21 protein-coding genes are annotated in these 22923 nt (G+C 34.1%); 14 read left to right on the top strand and 7 right to left on the bottom strand.

Annotated features, from left to right (window positions below; genetic code table 11):
* Positions 1 to 109 precede the first annotated feature (109 nt).
* From OZP07_RS16025 to OZP07_RS16015, 3 genes are all read left to right on the top strand, one after another.
* Entirely contained in the window at positions 110 to 1618 is a 1509-nt protein-coding gene (locus tag OZP07_RS16025; RefSeq protein ID WP_281635897.1) for a sulfatase family protein, read from the top strand.
* A gap of 61 nt (positions 1619 to 1679) precedes the next feature.
* Entirely contained in the window at positions 1680 to 2774 is a 1095-nt protein-coding gene (locus OZP07_RS16020) for a hypothetical protein (protein WP_281635896.1), read from the top strand.
* Between the two features lie 407 nt (positions 2775 to 3181).
* On the top strand, positions 3182 to 3487 hold the full coding sequence (locus OZP07_RS16015; protein WP_194639384.1) for a hypothetical protein: 306 nt from the start codon (positions 3182 to 3184) through the stop codon (positions 3485 to 3487).
* A 14-nt stretch (positions 3488 to 3501) separates the two neighbouring features.
* On the opposite strand, the gene OZP07_RS16010 is transcribed toward OZP07_RS16015, so the two are convergent.
* The 6 genes from OZP07_RS16010 to OZP07_RS15985 all read right to left on the bottom strand — a co-directional run bounded on the left by OZP07_RS16010 (position 3502) and on the right by OZP07_RS15985 (position 8530).
* Complete coding sequence (locus OZP07_RS16010; protein WP_281635895.1) at positions 3502 to 3801, bottom strand: DUF6787 family protein; 300 nt, start codon at positions 3799 to 3801, stop codon at positions 3502 to 3504.
* A 175-nt stretch (positions 3802 to 3976) separates the two neighbouring features.
* Positions 3977 to 4411 (bottom strand): DUF6146 family protein, encoded by a 435-nt coding sequence (locus OZP07_RS16005; protein WP_194639380.1) that lies wholly within the window; start codon positions 4409 to 4411, stop codon positions 3977 to 3979.
* 81 nt (positions 4412 to 4492) lie between these two features.
* Positions 4493 to 5053 (bottom strand): DUF937 domain-containing protein, encoded by a 561-nt coding sequence (locus tag OZP07_RS16000; RefSeq protein WP_281635894.1) that lies wholly within the window; start codon positions 5051 to 5053, stop codon positions 4493 to 4495.
* 100 nt (positions 5054 to 5153) lie between these two features.
* A complete protein-coding gene (locus OZP07_RS15995) occupies positions 5154 to 6104 on the bottom strand; it encodes a D-2-hydroxyacid dehydrogenase (protein WP_281635893.1) in 951 nt (316 codons plus the stop codon).
* Between the two features lie 118 nt (positions 6105 to 6222).
* Positions 6223 to 7293: a 3-phosphoserine/phosphohydroxythreonine transaminase gene (gene serC / locus OZP07_RS15990; RefSeq protein WP_194639374.1), complete on the bottom strand. Its 1071-nt coding sequence runs from the start codon at positions 7291 to 7293 to the stop codon at positions 6223 to 6225.
* 178 nt (positions 7294 to 7471) lie between these two features.
* On the bottom strand, positions 7472 to 8530 hold the full coding sequence (locus tag OZP07_RS15985) for an acyl-CoA reductase (RefSeq protein ID WP_281635892.1): 1059 nt from the start codon (positions 8528 to 8530) through the stop codon (positions 7472 to 7474).
* Between the two features lie 155 nt (positions 8531 to 8685).
* On the opposite strand from OZP07_RS15985, the gene OZP07_RS15980 reads away from it, so the two are divergent.
* On the top strand, positions 8686 to 9036 hold the full coding sequence (locus OZP07_RS15980; RefSeq protein ID WP_194639370.1) for a 4Fe-4S dicluster domain-containing protein: 351 nt from the start codon (positions 8686 to 8688) through the stop codon (positions 9034 to 9036).
* Between the two features lie 167 nt (positions 9037 to 9203).
* Positions 9204 to 10367, top strand: coding sequence for a hypothetical protein (locus tag OZP07_RS15975; RefSeq protein ID WP_281635891.1), 1164 nt, complete (start codon positions 9204 to 9206; stop codon positions 10365 to 10367).
* Between the two features lie 126 nt (positions 10368 to 10493).
* Here OZP07_RS15975 and OZP07_RS15970 read toward each other — a convergent pair whose 3' ends face one another.
* Positions 10494 to 13130, bottom strand: coding sequence for a TonB-dependent receptor (locus OZP07_RS15970; RefSeq protein WP_281635890.1), 2637 nt, complete (start codon positions 13128 to 13130; stop codon positions 10494 to 10496).
* A 222-nt stretch (positions 13131 to 13352) separates the two neighbouring features.
* Between OZP07_RS15970 and ychF the strand changes: the two genes are divergently transcribed.
* The 9 genes from ychF (at position 13353) to OZP07_RS15925 (ending at position 22910) form a co-directional block, all read left to right on the top strand.
* Positions 13353 to 14447 (top strand): redox-regulated ATPase YchF, encoded by a 1095-nt coding sequence (gene ychF, locus OZP07_RS15965; protein ID WP_194639365.1) that lies wholly within the window; start codon positions 13353 to 13355, stop codon positions 14445 to 14447.
* Positions 14448 to 14783: 336 nt separating this feature from the next.
* Positions 14784 to 15056, top strand: coding sequence for a hypothetical protein (locus OZP07_RS15960; protein ID WP_281635889.1), 273 nt, complete (start codon positions 14784 to 14786; stop codon positions 15054 to 15056).
* A 420-nt stretch (positions 15057 to 15476) separates the two neighbouring features.
* A complete protein-coding gene (locus OZP07_RS15955) occupies positions 15477 to 15998 on the top strand; it encodes an NADPH-dependent FMN reductase (protein ID WP_281635888.1) in 522 nt (173 codons plus the stop codon).
* Positions 15999 to 16976 (top strand): transglutaminase domain-containing protein, encoded by a 978-nt coding sequence (locus OZP07_RS15950; protein WP_281635887.1) that lies wholly within the window; start codon positions 15999 to 16001, stop codon positions 16974 to 16976. It begins immediately after the preceding gene.
* Positions 16977 to 17147: 171 nt separating this feature from the next.
* Positions 17148 to 19016, top strand: a complete 1869-nt coding sequence (locus OZP07_RS15945) for a DNA topoisomerase IV subunit B (RefSeq protein WP_281635886.1) — start codon at positions 17148 to 17150, stop codon at positions 19014 to 19016.
* A gap of 17 nt (positions 19017 to 19033) precedes the next feature.
* Entirely contained in the window at positions 19034 to 19597 is a 564-nt protein-coding gene (locus OZP07_RS15940) for a DUF1016 N-terminal domain-containing protein (protein ID WP_281635885.1), read from the top strand.
* A gap of 20 nt (positions 19598 to 19617) precedes the next feature.
* Positions 19618 to 20136 (top strand): PDDEXK nuclease domain-containing protein, encoded by a 519-nt coding sequence (locus OZP07_RS15935; protein ID WP_281635884.1) that lies wholly within the window; start codon positions 19618 to 19620, stop codon positions 20134 to 20136.
* 9 nt (positions 20137 to 20145) lie between these two features.
* Entirely contained in the window at positions 20146 to 20748 is a 603-nt protein-coding gene (locus OZP07_RS15930; protein ID WP_281635883.1) for a hypothetical protein, read from the top strand.
* A 29-nt stretch (positions 20749 to 20777) separates the two neighbouring features.
* Positions 20778 to 22910 (top strand): UvrD-helicase domain-containing protein, encoded by a 2133-nt coding sequence (locus OZP07_RS15925; protein ID WP_281635882.1) that lies wholly within the window; start codon positions 20778 to 20780, stop codon positions 22908 to 22910.
* Positions 22911 to 22923: the final 13 nt, after the last annotated feature.

The following is a 22923-nucleotide window of genomic DNA, read 5'->3' as shown; positions in this document are numbered from 1 at the left end:
ATTATTTTTTTTCAGAAATTTCCTAAATTGAAAAATATTTCAAAATGTTTTAAGACAGCATAAGGTCAAAAAAAATTTGCTTTTAGAAACTAATCAATAAATAAATAGGATGGATTTTAAACAAAAACTAGAAAAAATAGGTCCAAAACCAGACCTGATTCTCATCATAACCGATGAGCAACGTGCAACCCAGCATTTTCCACTAGGATGGGAAGAGCAAAATCTCCAGACACTTACATTTCTTAAGAAAAATGGCTTTAGTTTTGACAGGGCTTTTTGCAACACCTGTATGTGTTCTCCCAGCCGTACAACTTTGTTTACAGGTATTTATCCTGCAAAACATGGTGTAAGCCAGACACTTACAGAAGGCGGTTTATTATCTCCTCAGGAACCCACACTTAGTACTTCTTTGCCTAATATAATGAATACGCTTTGGGCAGATGGCTATGATGTACAGTATCGGGGTAAATGGCACATGAGTAAAGGTGTAGCTCCAAACGGGACTAAAACGAATTATGAAGACCTTACAGCTGCCGATATTTCCTTGTACGGTGCTATGGGCTGGGTAGCTCCTGATGCGGGAGAAGATGTTAACCCTCTTAATTTTGGCGGTGGCTTTGCTAATCATGATGCTAAATATACTGCAGAAGCTATTGCATATTTGAAACAAGTAAAAGAGAAACGAAAAAATGGTCATCATCAGCCTTACCTCTTAGTATTGTCTCTTGTAAATCCGCATGATGTTCTTGCGTATCCTAAGACAGCCGGAACCTCTGGATATTATCCTGAAAGCTGGTTAAAAAGAGAGGTTGGATTGCCGGATACTGTTGATGAACATTTGCTTCTTAATAAAAAGCCAATGGTACAAGAACAGATTTTATTAAATATGGCAGTTAGTTTAGGCGAAATTAATTCTACAGAAGACAAACTAAATTACATCAATTTTTATGCATCCCTTTTGACCAAAGTAGATAAAGAGATCGGTCTTTTTATTGATGAATTATACAAAGAAGATTCAAATGGGCAAAGGTTGGCAGATACTGCTATTGTAACCTTTACATCAGATCATGGCGAAATGGGATTAGCACATGGTGGATTGCGTCAAAAAACTTTTGTAGCTTATGAAGAAGCCCTGCGTGTACCTTTAGTAATTTCAAATCCAATTTTGTTTGATAAGCCAGAAGAACAAAATTCGATGAACTTAGCCACACTTGCAGATATCATGCCCACTTTCTTAGAGTTGGCCAATGTTTCAAATCCGCCTGATGGACTTGCAGGAACCAGTTTGCTTCCGATTATTGAAGACGGAAAGCCAATACAAGACAGTATACTGTTTACTTATGATGATATAAAGGCAGGATCAAATAGTAATTGGAACATCGTAAAAGCGGCCAATCGTATTCGCTGTATCAGAACAGAAAACTGGAAATATGCCTATTATTTTGATGCCTTTAATGCTTATTTTCAGCAATATGAGCTATATGATTTAGTACATGATCCTTCAGAGTATACGAATCTTGCTTATGATCCTGACTACGATGAAGTTAAAAAGGAATTAGCGAAACAATTACATGATCTCGAAATTGAAAAATTAAGAGTAAACACTCCTTCATCCTAAACAATGAATAACAAATAAATAGTATAGCAGAATAAATATTCTTTTCTAAAACACAAACATTATGTCACATACAAAAAGTAATATAACAGTACAAGAGGTTAATTATATCCCTTTTAACTATCCCTCATTAGGTATAACATCAAGACACACTATAATTGAAGGCATCAGAGCCGTATCCGGATCACAGCATGAAGTCTATATTTCTGGTGGACTGGTTGGTATTGATTTGCCTCAGGAAGTTCAGACAGAAGTTAAAAACATCTGGCAGGGATTTATTTATAAAGGCAGACTGGAAGATGCAGACAAGCTTGAAAACTGGCATCTGCTGCAATACAAACTCGAAGAAGATGATGATGATATTGTTTTTAATACTTCCTGTTATGGACCCAACAATGGAGAAAATGGTACTGTAGAAATTGTGGGGGCTTATATTAAAAGTTCAAGTCCAAAAAATAATCTTGGTTTTTATTATAATGGTCCGATAGATGGCAGCGGTACATGGAGAACTGTGACACCTAATAATGGGAATAACAAAAATGTTTTTATGCACAGTGTTATGGGAAGGCTGGCTGTTGGTAATTATCAATCTGATGCAGCAGATGAAAATACAATTAATGTTAATGCTTTTATTTATGATGTCAAAACACAAGAATGTATCGACTTTATTGTTGATGATTTAAAGGCTCCTACATTGTATGGCATTTGGCATAATGGAGGTAATAGTTACACTATGGCGGGAGGTAATTCAGCCCGTAAAATTGGAGATACAGTATCACAAGCCTTTCTGGTTGATTATGATTACCTGACAAGAAAATTCAGTAATTTACAATTCTTCAGCTATCACAACGAAAGTACACCTACAGTAAATGTTCATTTTGAAGGTATTACTCTAAATAAAACTAATGATGGTTATAATATGCCTAGCGATTGGATGCAAGGCACTCAAGAAGGAGCCTCATTTGTTACAGTAAAGCGAAATAAAAATGGCTCTTTTGGTTTTGCAGAATGGAAAGATATTGCTTATCCAGAAGAGAATGTAAAAATAACAAGTGCCAATACTGTTTATTTGAATAAGGTACTTGGTATTTATGTTTCAAAAAACAGTGAGCAAAAAGAAACATTGATTTCTTCATATTGTGCTACAATTATAGATTAAAAATGTTAAAACAAAAAGTTTGATAAAAAATACTGTAATTTGAAGAATAAAAAACCTCGAAAGCATTTTGCTTTCGAGGTTTTATGTAACTGAGCTAATGCACTAAAGATGCTTTAATTAGTTTGGTGGTTAGCCGCAAACTCTGTTTTTGCATTTGGTTTTCTTCAAGCAATTAGTTTTTACAAGGGCTGATGATAATTCTGTTTTTCAATATTATGTATTTTATTAGCGTATATTGTTTTCTGCATGCATGGACAGAAGGAGACAATAATGTTTCTGTTTTTAACATATTTTTCTTTGTACTTGATTAAGCATTTAATCCAGAAATAGTTAAAAAATACAAATTTCAAGGTTTATGTAATACGAATTGGATTTTGTAATTTTATATCTGAATCAATTTTACGCAAATGAATAATTTAAAAACAGTAGCAGCTTTTGAAAAACAGAAAACAAACAAACTGTTATTGGGACTGCTTTTTGATGCTGTCGGAATGGTTTCATATGGAATTCCAGGGCTTGCTGAATACATTGATATAGTCTGGGCACCATTGGCGGGTTTTTTAATGACAAGAATGTATCAGGGCCGGGTAGGTAAAATGGCTGGTGTTTTAACTTTTCTGGAAGAAATAATTCCGTTTACCGATGTGATTCCATCCTTTACATTAACCTGGATATATGTGTATTGGATTAAAAGTGGCGGTGATAAAGCTTAAAGACTGATTTTTTATTACTTAAAAATAAATCCCAGCCCCATACTTCTGAGCATTTTTTTTTCAAAAGCCCAAAAGAATTTAAATTGTCCAAAAACAAAACCTATTGCAACTAATAAAACCTGATAAATAGGGAAAATCAGTAATAGCCGTAGAGGAGTGTACCAATGGCCTAAATCTTCTTTGGCAATTCCCAGCCATACACAAAAAGGTTTAGAAAGCCACGCAGATGCTGATCCTGTAATTGCAAAAACCACAAATATTATTGCCAATTGCCAATTGGATGTGAGCCCCCAGCGCTGTTTTAATCCTTTCATTATTAATTTAATTCCTTTTTACAAATATAGCAGGTTTTGGTATTTAAAACAGTATTACACGCGAAAAACAATATCATTTTTTGTGGCTAAAATAGGAATATCGCTGAAGTGATTTTAAAACTTCGGTAATTTAAACAAAACTGTTTTTTTATAATAAATTTTAGAACCGCTTACTCTATCTGGGAGGAACTCGTCCATAAAGTCTCTGGTTGTATTTGTTTTGGAAATAAATCATATAATTGTAAATAAGATAGTTTACTTCATATCCGTAATTGATTGTCGGATCATAATCAATGGTCATTTCATATAAATTAGGCGGATAGATTTGCGGCTGGCGCACGCGGCTGTTCCATTCCAAAATATAAAAATTGTTTTTGTTTTCCATATAGCCTTGAGAATAATAACCTCTGGGATATGCTGTTGACTGCAGCCAGAAATCAAAACCAGGTTCTATGATAATGACTTCATATTCTAATTCTTCATTAACTATTTTTATAGTGTCATTACTGCTTGCGGCTTTTGGTTTCTCTGCCGTGGAAACATTAGATTTGGAAGTACTGCACGCAATTATTATACTGAGTAAAAGTAATATGCAGATAGAATTTTTCATAACCTATTTTTTAAGTGTTATAAAAATGTGTTTAAGGTTTTACAGCTGTTTTTTATAATAAGTTTTAGGATAGCATAAACCTTATTTTCCAAATAACTTTCCTAAAAGTCCGCCAATACCGCCTTTACTTTGTGTTGCTGCAACAGCATCATTTAAATCCAGTTTTCCGTCGGCATTTTGGTCTAATCCAAATTGAGTTCCGTATTTTGAAATGGCATCCATTATTCCAGAGGTTTGCGCACCGCCTCCAGAAATAGCTCCGATTAAATCCGTCAGCTGAAAACTGTCATTAGGATCATTGGCCTTACCTACTAGTCCTCCAAGTATTTTTGGAATCATACTGCCGGCAACCCCTGCCGCATCACTGCTGCTTAAGCCAAATTTTTCTCCCAAGCTTCCTGTAAGCTGTTGGGTAATCTGCTGAACTGCTGGATTCGAAGAGTCCTGTGCATTATTTCCTTGGAGTAATCCGGCAAGTTTCTCGGCACCTCCTTCGGAAGCCATTTGTTGTAAACTCGAAAAGATAGAATTTCCGGCTTCTTCCATTACAGCTTCATTATGTTCATTAGGAACTGCACTGTTTTTAACAACTGCATCCTGGCCAAACTGCTGTACTAACTGAGTTAATTGTTCAAACATCATTTTTTGATTAAAGATTCATATCAAATATAATCAAAAAAGGAGCGGTAAATTATTAATTGAGAGTTAATAATTTACCGCTATGTGGTTTTAAATTAAATGTTTAGTTTAATAAATGAATAATCTGATGTGCCAGTTCAATGCCTATTCTGTCTTGAGCTTCTGCAGTTGCAGCACCAATATGCGGCGTCAATGAAATTTTTGGATTCATTAAAATTGTAATTTCTGGATTAGGTTCATTTTCATAAACATCCAGTCCTGCAAACAATACTTTATCGCTGTCCAAAGCTTCTATCAAAGCAACTTCGTCGATAGCACCGCCGCGGGCACAGTTAATAATTCCAACGCCGTCTTTCATCAATTTAAAATCTTTCTCACCAATCACATACCCGTCTTGAGCAGGAACGTGCAAAGTGATAAAATCAGACTCTTTAAATAACGATTCAAGAGATTGGGAGGTAAGTGATATGCTGATGGTCTGTCCGTCAAAAAAATGGATTTTTAAGTCCTTATGAGGAACATCCATATCGCTGTAGATAACTTTCATGCCAAAGCTTACAGCCATTCTTGCAACCGCTTTACCAATACGTCCCAAGCCAATTATCCCAAGGGTTTTACCTCTAAGCTCAATACCATTGGCATAGGCTTTTTTCAGCTGTTCAAATTGGGTGTCACCTTCAAGAGGCATGTTTCTGTTCGAATCATGCAGGAATCGTACGCCTGTAAATAAATGTGCAAAAACCAGTTCAGCTACAGATTCTGACGAAGATGCCGGAGTATTTATGACATGAATTCCTTTGCTTTTGGCATATTCAACATCAATATTGTCCATTCCGACACCGCCGCGTCCAATAATTTTCAAACTCGGACAGGCATCAATAATATCTTTCCGAACCTTAGTAGCACTGCGTACTAATAGGACTCCAATGTCATTTTTGTTTATAAAATTAGCAACTTGTTCTTGTGCCACTTTTGTAGTAATAACTTCAAATCCAGATTTTTCTAAAGCATCAATACCGCTTTTAGAAATTCCGTCGTTTGCTAATATCTTCATTTAGTGTTTATTTGGTCAACCGTTTAATCGTTTAGATGATGGTTAACATAAATTATTATTTTGAGAATTGAATTAAAATGTTTGATTATTTCGATTAAACAACTAAACGATTAACCGATTAAACTTTACTTTCCAAATCTTTCATTACATCAACAAGAACCTGTACACTTTCCAGGGGAAGCGCATTGTACATAGAAGCTCTATAGCCCCCAACAGAACGATGTCCTGGCAATCCATTTATTCCAGCAGCTTTGCACATTTCGTCAAATTTAGCAGCATGGGATTCATCATTCAATAAAAAGGTAGCATTCATATTAGAACGGTCTTCAACAGCAGCAGTTCCTCTAAATAATGGATTTCTATCAATTTCATTATAAAGTAAAGCGGCTTTAGCATCGTTTATTTTTTCGATAGCCTCAATACCGCCTATTTTTTTTAACCATTGTAAAGTTAGTAAAGACGCATAAACAGGAAAAACGGGAGGTGTATTGTACATGCTGTCTGCTTTGATATGTTTTGCATAATCCAACATACTTGGAATGGTACGGCCGGTTTTACCAAGAATTTCTTCTTTGATAACAACCAAAGTAGTTCCTGCAGGTCCCATATTTTTTTGTGCTCCTGCGTAAATAATATCAAATTTTGAAAAATCAATTTTTCTGGAAAAAATATCAGAACTCATATCACAAACAACTGGAATATCTGTTTCTGGAAATTCCTTCATTTGAGTTCCGAAAATGGTATTATTACTTGTACAGTGAAAATAATCTGCATCAGCAGGTATTGTATATCCTTTTGGAATATGATTGAAATTTTCTTCTTCTGATGAAGCAACAACAGTAGTTGTACCGAAAAATTTTGCCTCTTTTATTGCTCCAGAAGCCCAAGTACCAGTATTCAAATAAGCTGCTTTACCGTTTTCTTTCATTAAGTTGTAAGGAACCATCAGAAATTCTAAACTCGCTCCTCCTCCAAGAAAAATGGCTTGATATCCTTTGTCTTTTAAATCCAAAAGTTCTAAAACTAAAGCTCTCGCTTCTTCCATTACGGCGACAAAATCTTTACTACGGTGCGAAATTTCTAAAAGTGATAAACCAGAATCATTAAAATTTAAGATAGCCTGAGCTGATTTTTCAAAAACTTCTTGTGGTAAAATGCAAGGTCCTGCGCTGTAGTTGTGTTTTTTCATGGTGTTGTAACTTTTTTTAGTTGTTTTCAATTGATAACTATTGAAAATATGTCAAATTTCAATTAATTATTAAAATAAGACAAATTACTATAGTTTAAAGTGAATTTTAAGACTGCAAATTTCGGAAATAGGAGACGAATAATCATTAAATTTTTCGTAATAATATAATAAGATTGAATTATATTGTTAATAAGAAAGAAATGGTGTCAATGTTATCTGCATAATCCCATAAATTTGGTTTTTGTGTAGTTCCAAATTGGATGCTGTTTTTTACAAGATTATTGCTTACAATGCATTGAATCTGTTCGTTTTCATCGTCTAAACGCTTTTGTAAATCCTCCAGATTTTCATAATATTCATAAAATACACTCGAAATAGGGGAGCTGTAACTTGAATCTTCTTTGATGGTCAAAAATCCATTGTCGAGCAATTTGAAATTACTCATTAGGAAAACCGCTTTATTGTAATCATAATTATTAGCGTATTTTTCATAATGAATCACATCCTGATATTCAAAAACAGCTTCAAAAAAGGGTTCGAAAGAATAGCCCTTTGGAACAAATAATTTGGATACATTTCGGCATCCTAATCCAAAATATCTAAAAATGTCTTCTCCCAGTGCTATTAGATGTTCTTTGGTTTCTTCCCCATTTAATACTGCAGCAGAATTTCTGTTTTTTCGTATGATAGAAGGTTTGTCTTTGAAATAATATTCAAAATAACGGGCAGTGTTATTGCTACCGGTTGCAATTACGGCATCAAAATTTTCCAGTTTTCCTTCAATAAATGTGATTTTGTTTTTAAAATCTGGTTCAGCAGCGATTAAATAATTGGCCAAAAATGGCAATAAGTGCTGATCGTTTGATGATGTTTTAACCAAGACATTATGTCCAGACAGTAAAACACACAAGAAATCATGAAATCCTACCAGCGGAATATTTCCAGCTAATATCAAGGCTACATTCTTAGTTTTTACAGTGCTGAAATCATATTTAGAAAGCCATTTTGTTAGATTTTCTTCCGTTAATGCTTCTGCCCAAGAGGCAATTGCAAAATGAACTTGTTCTGGGGTATACCAGCCATTATGAGATTGAGAAAGCTGAATTAAATCGGTAAATTTGTCAAAAAATAAATCATTGCCAAATACAGTTTCATTCTTGCTGCAGTTTTCATCTTTAAATTGGCTTAAGAATTCTCCTAGTTTAACAAATGTACTTTTTTTTGTATCTAATGTCATAATGTTTGTTTATGAAAAGTTTTGATTGTAATTTTGCACAAAAATAAGTTTTTTTAGCATTAGGCACTAGGCTTTATGCAATAAGCTTTAGATTAAAAATTAGATATTAAAAAAATAGCTTAAAGCATAAAGCTTAAAGCATAAAGCTAAAGAAGATGGCAATTATAATAACTGACGAATGCATCAATTGCGGGGCTTGTGAACCAGAGTGCCCAAATACAGCAATATATGAAGGTGCTGATGACTGGAGATATAAAGATGGTACAAAATTAAGAGGGAAAGTAATTTTGCCAGATGGTACCGAAGTGGATTCAGATGAGGCACAAACGCCGATATCTGATGAAATCTATTACATTGTTCCAGGAAAATGTACAGAATGTAAAGGTTTTCATGATGAACCTCAATGTGCAGCTGTTTGTCCTGTTGACTGCTGTATTCCAGATGATAATCATGTTGAATCTGAAGAGACTTTGTTAAACAGACAGTCTTTTCTGCATAACGAATAGCAGCAGTCAGATTATACAAAATATATACCTGTGTTTTACGCAGGTATTTTTTTTTAGATAAAAAACTTACTTTTTGATTTCTTTTCTTCTGGAAATGTTAAGCTTATGATTTATTTTTTATATTTTTAGAATATCTTTCAGCAATTAGTTATTTATATTGAATAAATATGAGAAGAATACTTGTTTTGCTTCAGTTTGTAATAAGTTTTACTGTTTTTTCACAAATTAATGAAAAAAGAATAATACTATTGGATTTGGACACCAATCAGCCAATTGATGAGGCTGTTGTTTTGGTTTTAAAAACAAAACAGGTTTTAATGACTAACGCTGAAGGTACTGTGGTGTTTGAAATTAAGGGAGGTTCAAATTTAAAAGTTACTCATTCCTCTTATCTGCCAATTACAATAAAGTGGGCTTCATTAAATCAGCCGGAGAATATTTTTTATCTTAAAAGTAAACTAAATACACTGGATGATATTGTAATAACTAACAAAGATCCTCAGGAAATTATTAAAGATCTAGTTAATAATTCTACTAAAACACTGAATGTACCTGCAAGACTGAAAGTGTATTCCAGAGAGTTTTTTAAATTAAATGGAGATTATGCCTATTTTAATGACGGACTCATTAATTTTCAATTATATAAAGATCAAAAAAAGGTAAAATCAGTTTTATTATTAGAGCAAAACAGATCTTTTGGTTTGGTAGATGATGATATTTCTTCAGATCTGCTAGGATATAATTTAAATTCCATGATGGAAAAATATTATGTTTTTTCTGTTTTGAGACCATTATTAGATGATAAAATAAGAAAAAAGTACAATTTTATTGTAAAAGTAAATACTTTAAATCAAGACTATAACAATATAATAGCTACTCCAATTCCTGACGAAAAATCTAAAGAGCTGTTAGACGATTTTAAAATTGTTTATGATGTTAAAAGAAAACTCATAATAGAAGTGACGGCGGTTATATCACCAGAAGCTTTGGCGGCAGTTGAGGAAAACACAGCCAAAGGTGCCAAAAATATAATCAAGTCTAAGTTTAAAACAAATTACAGAGCAGATTTTGAAAACTATTATTTAGTCAGTTCCAATGAGGAGATTAATTACAGCGTTAACACAGGGAATGAAATAAAAAACATTGAGATATTGAATAACTTAGTTACGACTAATTTTAATATTCAGAATTTTACTTATAAAGATAGTCAGGTTTTTAAAGACAAAACACTCTTTAATGCAAAAAATTCTATTCTGACAGAATATTGGAATTTTTCAGGTTTGACTCCTACGGCTAAAGAATTAGAGATAATTAATAAAATTAGTAAATAATCAAGTTTTTTTTGAACATAATAACATAAGTGTTATAAGCATAAGTTTTTTTGTCAATGACTTTTAGGATTTTAAAATTTGAAAACAAAGGACTGCTTTTTCGACAGCCCTTTATTTTTTATTGCCTTAGAAAGTGAAACCTAGCCTCGTGTAGTAATAAGCTCCGTTGAATCCCATTTGTACAGCATCCCAGTATCCTCCAGCTTCGGTATTACCAGTTTCATCCTGTTTATCCGGATAAACATTGAAGAGGTTATTACTGCCGACTGTCAGTTTTAATTCTTTTGTTATTTGGTATCCAATTGTTAAATCAGTTATAGTTTTAGGGCTGTACACATCTTCTTCGCCTGAATAGTCAATTAAAATAACTTCGCTGAAATGGGTAAAAGCTAATCCAGCATCGAATTTATTTCGAGAATAATTAAGATTTAAACCAAATTTACTTTTTGGAGCAGAAGCTAATAAAAAGTGCTGTTCACGTGTACCGAAAAAAGTTTCTGCATCAAGATTCCCGTTATTAACTTTTGTAATTTCCATATGATTAATATTGCCTACAAGGGCAGCACTAAGGTTTGTGTCGCCAAATCTTTTTTTCCATGCAAGAACAGCGTCCAACCCAAGTGTTTTTGTATCAGCTGCATTTGCAAAAAATTGTGTCTGATCGACTCCTAATCCTAAACCCGATGCGTCAAAATAACTTGTCAATACAATTCGGTCCTTTATCTTAATGTAATAGCCGTCTATTGTAGCTGTGAAATTTCCAAAGGAACCTGTTGCTCCCAATGAACCATTTAAAGCAGTTTCTTCTTTTAGTTTTTGAATTCCAAAAGATTTTGTTATAGGACTGTTGTTTGGTGAAAGCAATATCTCTGTTGCTCCATTTGAATCTATGTTAGTAAAGTGAAGACCATAATACGATTGAGCCAATGAAGGAGCTCGAAAACCAGTACTGATGGATCCTCTTAAATTAATCTGATCCGTGATTTTAAGTCTCGAAGCTAACTTTCCATTGATAGTACTGCCAAAATCACTGTAATTTTCATAGCGGACGGCACCGCTCAGCATGAAACTGTTTGTAATATCCAATTCGGAATCAGCATATAATGAAAGATTGCTGCGGTTTTTATCGACTGCATTATAAGGGCTGTAACCTGGAAAACCCTGTGAACTTCCTGGTCTTGGATCACCGGAAACAGGATCCACAGGAGGAGACTGGGTAGCTGGGTTAGTAATAACCTGCCGATCGGTGTCGTAAGTTGAATAAGATGCTTCCTGACCTGCAAAAATGATAAAATTTTCCGTTCTGTATTCGGCTCCAAAGGCTAAATTCAGTCCCTTTAAAATTTTACTGTAATTTTTTGTTAAGTCAAAATTGGTTGTATTCTGAGCCAGACTATGTCCGCCTGCATCGAATTCTAAAGGTGATGCTTCTAATAAAGAAGGATTCATTGTTCCTTTAATTGTATAATGGAATTTATTTATTCCGTATGTGTTGCTGATATCAATTTTCCAGCCACTTTCAGTTTCTGTTCTAACCCCGGTTGTTATTGAATTGTCTAAGACTATAGAAGTGATTCTGGGAGTATATCCTCCAGGATAAACAGATTCTACCACATTGGCATTACCGCTGTTTCTTGTAAAAGCATAGGCATCAGTATCTCTGTAATTTCTTCCTGCAAAAGCATAAACACTGGTTTTGTCTGATACGGGAACAGATAAATTTCCGCTAAAGTTGAAACTGTCCATTGATGCTTCGCCAAAACCTTTTCGGAAATCATACCCAGGACGTAATACTTTGTCTTTACTGAAATACTCTGTGGTAAAATTAGCAAAACCACCATTTTTGCCAAGAGCAACACCATAATTTGCACCTAATTTTACCGCATTGCCATCAAAGGTTTTGTTTTTGCCATAAGTGTTGCCATTTCCATTTTCATCTAATCTAAAATCTTTCGTATTTGGAGTTCCTGGTAAAAAATCACCTTTTGCATTGGTATTAAATGCGCCATAAGTAATAGAGCCATTCAGTTGGTCAACATTATCATTTAAAACAATATTGATTACTCCGGCAATAGCATCCGAACCATATTGTGCTGCAGCGCCATCCCTTAAAATTTCAATTCTTTTGATAGCAGATGCTGGAATAGCATTCAGGTCGGTTCCTGTATTTCCTCGGCCGCGAGTACCGTAAAGAGTAACAAGAGAGGATTGATGTCTTCTTTTTCCGTTAATTAAAACTAAGGTCTGGTCCGGCCCCATTCCTCTTAAAGATGCAGGATCCACGTGATCGGCTCCATCAGATCCAGATTGTTTATTAGCGTTAAAGGAAGGTGCGACGTATTGAAGCAGCTGGTTAACTTCTATCTTTCCGCTTTGAGTAGTAATCTCTTTCATGCTTATAACATCGATGGGTACAGCAGAATTTACAACGGTTCTTTTACTGTTTCTGGAACCCACGACCTGTACTTCTTTCAGCTCTTGTTCTCTTTCTTCAGATAAATCTGCGTCAATTATAGGCCCGGTGACCGGTTTAGTAATAGTTTTGTAGCCAATATAGCTAAATACCAAAGTTGCTCCTTCGCTTACGTTTAGTTTATATGTACCATTGAGATCAGTAGGTACACCATTCTTAGTTCCTTTTTCAAGAACGTTAACTCCTGGAAGCGGATTGCCTGTTTTGTCTTTTACGACTCCTGATACTTCCTTTTGTGCAAACATAAATGTGATGTTTAGCAAAAAGAATAATTGAATAATTTTTTTCATAATTGGTTGTATTGTTTGGTAATTGGTTGTTTATTGGTATAAATATAGTCATTTTTAACATAAATACTGTAAAATGTTAAAAATAATATTAAGAAATACATGACAGCTTTTAATTTCAAAAAATTGCTTTACTAGCATTTTTAAATATTATATTTGCACACTTTAAAAAAGAATTTCAAAAAAATAAGTAGCAGTTCGCTGTTATTTGTAAACAGACATACCATGAAAGCAGGAATTGTAGGGTTACCAAATGTTGGAAAATCAACATTGTTCAATTGTTTATCAAATGCAAAAGCGCAGAGTGCAAACTTTCCGTTTTGTACTATCGAACCAAATATTGGTGTTGTAAACGTTCCAGATCCAAGAATTAATAAATTAGAAGAATTAGTAAAACCAGAACGTGTTCAGATGGCAACTGTAGATATCGTTGATATTGCAGGTTTGGTAAAAGGAGCAAGTAAAGGGGAAGGTTTAGGAAATCAATTTCTTGGAAACATTAGAGAATGTAACGCTATTATTCACGTTTTGCGCTGTTTTGATAATGATAATATTGTTCACGTTGACGGAAATGTAAACCCTATCCGCGACAAAGAAACAATTGATATTGAATTACAGCTGAAAGACTTGGAAACTGTTGAAAAACGTTTAGAAAAAGTAAACCGCGCAGCTAAAACCGGAAACAAAGAAGCCCAGACTGAAAAAGCGCTTTTGGATAGAATCAGAGAAGCTTTATTGCAGGCAAAATCAGCGAGGGTTATTACTCCTCAAAGTAATGAGGAAGAGGTTTTGCTGGAGAGTTTTCAGCTGATTACTGCAAAACCCGTATTGTATGTTTGTAATGTTGATGAAAATTCGGCAGTTTCAGGAAACAAGTATGTAGATCAAGTTCGCGAATTAGTGAAAGATGAAGAAGCTGAAGTAATTATCCTTTCGGTAGGAGCAGAGGCTGATATTACTGAATTGGAAAGCTATGAAGAGCGTCAGGTTTTCTTGGAAGATATGGGATTGACTGAGCCAGGTGCATCGGTTTTAATCCGTGCAGCTTACAAGTTATTGAAACAGCAGACGTATTTCACTGCTGGTGTAAAAGAAGTTCGTGCCTGGACTATTAATATTGGAGCTACAGCACCACAGGCTGCTGGAGTTATCCATACTGATTTTGAAAAAGGTTTTATCCGCGCCGAAGTGATTTCATACGATGATTACGTTCAATATGGTTCTGAAGCTAAAGCTAAAGAAGCCGGTAAATTCAAAGTTGAAGGAAAAGAATATATTGTGAAAGATGGTGATGTAATGCACTTTAGATTTAACGTGTAGTTTTTTAGAGAATAGAACATAGAGAATAGAGAACCTGCAGGAGTAAAACCTGTAGGTTTTTTTATGGACTTAATTTCCTTTTTGATCTAAAATCACGGCATTCGCTTATAAAAGTTTCTGACACTAATTACACTAATTTGCACGAATTAAGATTACTGTTTAATTACACAAAATATTCGAAACTGTAAAATTTGATTTCAATTTTGATAAGAATTAGTGTTAATTGGTGAAATTCGTGTTTATCTTTTTTAAATGCGAATGTCGTGATCTAAAATTATTTGAATTGATTTTATGATTTTTATACGTACATTTCACCTTGAATTATTTGTCTATAAAATGAAAGTATGCTTTTTGTTTCTGGGATTTCTGTTTTTAGTGGCTTGTAAAAAAGCAGATGTCCCTGAGGAAGAAGGTTTTGCTATGCGTTTTGAAAACCCGCAGCCTATAAATGATTCAGAATTGTCTAAAATTCCAAATAAATTCAGAGGGCTTTTTATGGATTCGGATTCTGTTTATTTTAATATTACTGACAAAATGATTTTTCAGGAGTATTATAACAAATCCCGATTTCACAAAAAAGAATTAGATTCTATAAAAGTTTTTTTTTGATTTAAAAGGTGATCAATATATTTCAAAACTCAATAATGATGTTTATGATTACAGGTATATTGGTGATTCTATTGAGTTTTCAAATAAACAGATTGATACATTTTTTATTTTTTCGGATACTCAAAAAGCAAAACGAATCGATGGAGAGTTGGTGCTTAATTACAAAGATTCGATTTATTGGAAAATAAAAACCATCAATGTAGAAAAGAATATCCTTAAAATAAAATACATTTATTCTGAAGAAGATTTTAAAAGAATGGATTCACTAACAAAAATAAAATCAACTATGATTGACTCTACTTTATTTATTCTAAAGCCTTCAAGAAACGAATTTAAGCGGGTTTTGAATTTAAAAAACTTTGGAAAAATCAGAGAATATAAAAAAGTAAAAAATAATTAATTGATATAAAACATAATGCTATGAAAATCATCGCCTTTGCCGGAAGCCCCAGTAAAAAATCCATCAATAAAAAATTAGTTACTTATGCATCCAGTTTATTCGAAAATGCTCAAGTAGAAGTTTTGGATTTAAACGATTACGAAATGCCATTATTCAGTGTAGATAAAGAAGCTGTGATTGGGCAGCATTCTTTAGCGCAAGCGTTTTTAGAAAAGATAGCCTCTGCTGATCTTTTGGTAGTTTCCCTTGCCGAAAATAATGGTAATTATAGTGCTGCTTTCAAAAATACAATCGATTGGTGTTCGAGGATAAACGGAAAAATATTTCAGGAAAAACCAATGTTATTAATGGCTACTTCGCCTGGAGCAAGAGGCGGAGCAAGTGTTTTGGAAATTGCCAAAAATAATTTTCCTCGCTTTAATGCCGATATTAAGGCGGTTTTTTCTTTACCAAGTTTTAATGATAATTTTGATGTGGAAGCTAATGTTATTTCAAATACTGAATTGAATAATCAGCTGAAAGAAATTGTAACCAATTTTTAGATGAAAAAAAATATATTTCGACTGTTCTTTGTTTTCTTTTTTTTTAATTCAATATATTCTCAAGACTATCAGCGGGTTGATAAGGCTGTAGGGTATTACCCATCATCATTTAGTAGTCCTTTGGAATTAGCAAATAAAATAAAACAAGATTTTACCTCTGAAGGTGACAAAGCAAGAGCTGTTTTTACATGGATGGCTTTACATATAAATTATGATATTGAAACCTATTTGAATCCAAAACCTGCAAAATCATTTTCTTATGATAATGAATTAGAGAGGGATTTTAAATGGCATGAAATTAGAAATAAGGAAATCAACACTGTTTTTAGAAAACAGAAAGCTGTCTGCAGCGGATATTCTCTATTGTATTATCATTTAGCAACATTGGTTGGATTGCAGGGACAAATTATTGAAGGAGGTTCGAAAACTAAATTTGATGATATTGGCAGAAAAAAAATTGCAATCAATCATACTTGGAATGCAGTAATGATAGATGGAACTTGGCGATTGGTTGATGTTACTTGGGGAGCGGGCGAAATTATTAATGAAAATAATTTATGGGTTAAAAAATTTAATCCAATTTATTTTGATTCAAATCCGAAAATTTTCTTTGCGAAACACATGCCTGTTTCAAAGGTATGGGATAATAAAAGTCTTGATGAAGTCTTTTTTTTGAAAGGACCTCTTTTTTTTGATGAATATTTCAGTAAAGAGGTTGAAATTGTTGAGCCAATAAATGGAGTGATAGAAGTTCGAGGGAATCAAAAAATAAATTTTAAAATTAAAAACCGTTCAAAAAATCAAGAAATTAGATATGCAACGAAAGGAGATACGATAAGTGTTAATCCTAATAAAATAGATGATAATTTAGAACAATTTGAGGTGGATTATACAAAAAGAGACGGAAGATTTATAAAAATATATGCCTCAGGTTCTGTAATTGCTGTTTTTAAAATAATGCCAAAAAGGGAGCAATAAATTTTTAATGAGTTTATTATAAAATTCACACTCTTCTGTCAATATTATTCTTGATAACTTTGCGGGTTTCCTCTTTTAAATTTTCCCGAATTACACTACATTAGCACATTCGCGGTATTTGTAAATGGCAAATGCCGAACAGAAAGCAGTTAAATTCGCTAAAATCCCAAAATGTCAGATCAAAATCAATACACCGAAGATAATATTCGTTCTCTCGACTGGAAAGAACATATCCGTATGCGTCCCGGGATGTACATTGGAAAACTCGGAGATGGTTCTTCGCCGGATGATGGTATTTACATTCTTTTAAAAGAGGTTCTCGACAACTGTATCGACGAGTTTGTGATGGGCTCGGGGAAAACAATTGAGGTAACTATCAAGGACAAAACGGTTTCGGTTCGTGATTACGGCCGCGGTATTCCGCTGGGAAAAGTGGTCGATGTAGTTTCGAAAATGAATACAGGAGGAAAGTACGATTCCAAAGCTTTTCAGAAATCGGTTGGTTTGAATGGTGTGGGAACAAAAGCCGTGAATGCGCTTTCGAATTATTTTCGAGTAGAATCGGTACGCGAAGAGAAACAAAAAGCAGCTGAGTTTTCGGCTGGGAATTTAGTTTCCGAAGAAGATATTATCGAAACTACAAAGCGAAAAGGTACTAAAGTTACTTTTACGCCGGACGAAACGATTTTCAAAAATTACAAATTCCGTTTGGAATATGTCATCAAAATGGTCAAAAACTATTGTTACCTAAACAATGGTCTGACGATTATTTTCAATGGTGAAAAATATTATTCAGAGAATGGTCTTCGCGATTTATTGGAAGAAACCATTAATGCTGAGGATTTGGAATATCCAATTATTCACTTGAAAGATAATGATATTGAGATTGCTCTTACTCACAGTAAAACTCAGTATAGCGAGGAATACCACTCTTTTGTAAATGGTCAGAATACTACGCAGGGAGGAACGCACTTAGCCGCTTATCGTGAAGCAATTGTAAAAACCATTCGTGAGTTTTACAACAAGAGTTTTGAAGCTTCTGATGTTCGTAAATCGATTGTCAGTGCGATCAGTATTAAGGTAATGGAACCTGTTTTTGAATCACAGACCAAAACCAAATTGGGATCGATGGATATGGGTTCTGATGATGGAACACCGCCGGTTTCAGTTCGTACGTTTGTAAATGATTTTATTAAAACCAAATTAGATAATTACCTGCATAAAAATCCGCCGACTGCTGAAGCTTTATTGCGTAAAATTCTGCAGGCAGAACGAGAGCGAAAAGAATTATCAGGAATCAGAAAACTGGCTACAGACCGTGCCAAAAAAGCAAATCTTCACAATAAAAAATTAAGAGACTGCCGAGCGCATCTTCCGGATACCAAAAATCCGCGAAACCTTGAAAGTACGCTTTTTATTACCGAGGGGGATTCGGCTTCCGGGTCGATTACCAAATCCCGTGACGTGAATACACAGGCAGTTTTCAGTCTGCGCGGTAAGCCTTTGAATTCCTACGGAATGAGTAAAAAAATTGTGTATGAAAACGAAGAATTCAATTTACTGCAGGCTGCACTTGACATTGAAGACGGACTGGAAAAACTGCGTTACAACAACATTGTAATCGCAACCGATGCTGATGTCGACGGTATGCACATTCGTTTATTGCTGATTACTTTTTTTCTTCAGTTTTTCCCTGAATTAATAAAAGAAGGGCATTTGTATATTTTACAGACACCGCTTTTCAGGGTTCGAAACAAGAAAGAAACGATATACTGTTATTCTGAAGAAGAGCGTGTAGAGGCTATCGAAAAATTAAAGCCGAAACCGGAAATCACCCGATTTAAAGGTTTGGGGGAGATTTCGCCAGATGAGTTCAAGAATTTCATCGGAGACACGATCCGCCTAGATCCGGTCATGATGGACAAACATACTTCGATAGAACAGCTGTTGTCTTTCTATATGGGTAAAAACACACCGGACAGACAGGATTTTATTATCAAGAATCTGAAAGTGGAATTGGATGTGATTGAGGAAGCTTAAAAATTAGCAGCATATTATTGGCGAACGATCTACAAAATAAAGTCATATTTAAGCAAGTTGCCGAGTTATTGCAAAATGCCCGGCAACAGGTTTTGCGTACAGTAAATTCAACTATGGTTTATACCTATTTTGAAATAGGAAGAATCATTGTTGAAGAAGAACAAAACGGAAAAGACAGGGCTGAATATGGAAAACAGCTTTTAAAGGGACTTTCTGAACAGTTGACAAAGGAGTTTGGAAAAGGGTTTTCTTTAGTCAATATAGAGAACATGAGAAAGTTCTATTTGACTTACTCAATTTCCGAGACAGTGTCTAGGATTTTCCAAATTCAAAAAACCCAGTCACTGACTGGGGAATTTAAATTTGGAAAAGCGCAGTCACTGACTGGGGTTTTTGAAAACCAAAAAACGCAATCACTGATTTCGTTTTTCAAACTAACTTGGACGCACTATATTTTCTTAATGCGAATTGACGATGAAAAGGAAAGACGTTTTTACGAAATTGAGTCCGAGAAATACAATTGGAGTGTTCGCGAATTAAAACGCAATATGATTCGGCACTTTACCCACGATTGGCTTTAAGCCGAGACAAAGAGGGGGTTTTGAAACTCTCCGAAAAAGGACAGATCATTGAGAAACCTAAAGATATTATCAAAGATCCTTATATACTTGAGTTCTTGGGATTACCAGAATTACATCAGTATTCGGAATCACAATTAGAGGAAGAAATTATCAATAAGCTGGAGCATTTCTTATTGGAATTGGGTCACGGTTTTACTTTCGTTGGACGGCAACAAAGAATTACATTTGACGATAAACATTTCAGAATTGATTTGGTTTTTTATAACCGAATATTAAAATCTTTTGTTTTGATTGACTTGAAAATAGGAGAATTAAAGCATCAGGATTTGGGTCAGATGCAGATGTATGTCAATTATTATGACAGGGAGATACGCTTGGAGGATGAGAACAAAACGATCGGGATTGTACTTTGTCAAAATAAGAGTGAAGCTGTAGTAAAATATACTTTACCAGAAAATAACGAACAGATTTTTGCCAGTAAATACAAAACTGTTTTACCAAGTGTTGAAGTTTTAAAACAACTTCTTGAAAGTAAATAAATTTATTAAATGAAGAAAATTATACTTTTGATTACTGTCCTTGTTTTGGTTTCTTGTAAAAATGAAAAGGCAAAGAATATTATAGAAGATGAAGCAGTTCCTTTTGTTAAATCAGTCAGTAAAACAATAAACAAAAGAGATTTTCCCATAAAGAAATTTTCAAAAATTGAATTGGTCTCCTATTATAACAGAATTATTTGGGACACTGTAAAATATAAAGGAGAACGGGCTTCTTATAAAATGCTGGTAGATAATTATAAACTGACTTTTGATAGTACAATGATACAGGAAAGGGTCGTTTTAAATAAAAATCAAGAGAAAGAATTGCTTAATTTGATAGTTTGTGATACTTGTGTTCCAGAAGAAGTATCTTCAGCTTGTTATGATCCAAGGCACATGATTTTGTTTAGAGATAATAAAAACAGAATCATTGGGTATAATGAGTTTTGTATTAATTGCATCGGATCAAGAAATTCGGTTAATCTTGAGGGTTTTCAAAAATACTGTTATTCAGATATGGGAAAACTATTTAAGAAATTTGGAATTAAACTTTTTGTGGAAGATGGTGAGGATAGTAAAGAATATGAGTTTTTAAGAAAAAAAGGGTTTTAAATAATTGGATTTAATACAAACGCTATAAAATGTCTCTCGAAACCCTCAACGACCGCCAAATTGAAGCTGTAAAAGCAGAAGAAAAACGCATCTTGGTTTTGGCAGGCGCTGGTTCGGGAAAAACCAAAACTTTACTACAGAAAATAAAGTATTTAATTACTGAAAAAAAAGTACAGCCCTCCGAAATTTTGGCCATTACTTTTACCAAGAATGCGGCCAACGAAATGATAGACCGCTTGATTATTGAAGCGGATCAATCTGGAGAGTATGAGCGGATAATCTTTGATAAGAAATTGCAATTTGACGAGAAAAACCGTCAGCGGCTTATTTATATCAAAAAGTACAAATGGATTGAAAATCTAACCATTCGGACCTTTCATAGTTTGTGTTATAAAATTATGCAAAATTATGGGGTAAAGGAATTTGATAATAAATTCAAAATTATATCCGAAGACAAGAAAAAGGACGATGATCCAATGCTGGTTTTTTCCGCTCCAGAAACCAGTTTCGAAGTTTTTCATAAACTGCTCATCAGGCAATGTGAAAACACCAAATACCTTTTGAAACTCAAAAAATATCTGTTGGATTATGTGGTTGATAAAATCCATACCGAAAAGTTCCAAAACCTTAATTTGTACCCAGACGGAAAAATATATACGACGCTTCGAGGCGAAAAGGTGCGTTCAAAATCAGAGCAATATATAGCCGATTGGCTTTTTAGACATAGCATTGTTTATCAATACGAACCACAAATTAATATAAAAGATTTCGATTTTAAACCTGATTTTTATATTGAAGATGCCAATATTTATTTGGAACACATTTCCAATAAAAGCTTTCCGTTCAAAAACAAAGCCGAACAGTTTGCTAAAGGCAATATTCTATGTGTAAAAACTTATGAGAAGATGACGGAGGATTCGGCTCTTTTCAATCACGTTTTAGACAAAATTATAAAAGGACGTTTGTCCGAAAATTATAAGAGTGAATTGATTTTGTCTTATCAGGAAGAGTTTGGACGTTATCAGGAAGAGGTTAAAGATTTTGTTTTTCAAGCCATTCGCATTTGTGATATGCTCAAAGTTGAGGGCAGTAATTGGGACGATATCTATGCCAAATCACAAGCCGATCCTCACGAAAGGATCCGGATTTTTTATAGCATTGCCATGCCTTTGGTTAAAGAATTTTTGGGTTATTGCACTAATAAATCGTATCTGGATTTTAACGATTTAATCAGTCGAACGGTTTCGTTATTCAACAACAACAAGGATATACTTCAAAAATTTCAAACACAATATCAGTATTTGCTGGTCGATGAGTTTCAGGATGTCAATAATCTTCAGGTTGAAATTATAAAGCTGTTGCTGACAGAGAAAACGCAGCTTTTTTGTGTAGGCGATGACTGGCAGAGTATTTATGGATTTCGGGGGTCGAATGTAGATTGTATTTTGAACTTTGATCAAAATTTTGAAAGTGCTAAAACTATCAAATTAAATCTGAATTACCGCAGTACGCAAAGTATTGTTGGAGCAAGTAACGAAGTCATCAAACACAATAAATTTAAGATAGAAAAAGAAATTTTTGCTTCCAAGATTTCCAGTTTTAAAATAATGGAATACGAAGGGAATAATCAAGATGAAAATGTGGCTTTTTGTGTTGAAAAAGTACGTCAATTATTGAATGAAGGATTCAAAAATGATGATATTTTGTTTTTGTACCGCCGTAGCAAAATGTATCAGCCCTATTATTTCGCTTTACGAAACGAAGATTTAAAAGTGCAGGGAAAAACCATTCATGGGGCAAAAGGCTTGGAAGCAAAAGTGGTTTTTATAATCGGTTTGACGGACGGTTACGGAGGATTTCCTGATATTTGGCTGGAAGACCGTATTTTTCAAGTTATAAAACCCGCCAATCACGATAGCTTGATGGAAGAAGAGCGCAGGCTGTTTTACGTAGCGATAACCCGAGCCAAAGATCAACTGTATCTGATTACCGAAAAAGGAAATGCTTCCCGTTTTTTAAAAGAAATACCAGACGAGTTCAAAGAAACAGTTGCGGCAGAATCCTATGGAAATAAAGATACATTTAGCATTTGCAAAAAATGCCAAAAACAGGTAGAAAATATGTTTGTTTTTTGTCCTTTTTGCGGGAAGAAGAAAGTATAGAGAAACAAAAAAA

The sequence above is a fragment of the Flavobacterium marginilacus genome (assembly GCF_026870155.1).
Lineage (GTDB): Bacteria > Bacteroidota > Bacteroidia > Flavobacteriales > Flavobacteriaceae > Flavobacterium > Flavobacterium marginilacus.
Note: the sequence above shows the minus strand (reverse complement) of the source record. Positions and strands in the feature narration are given on the sequence as shown.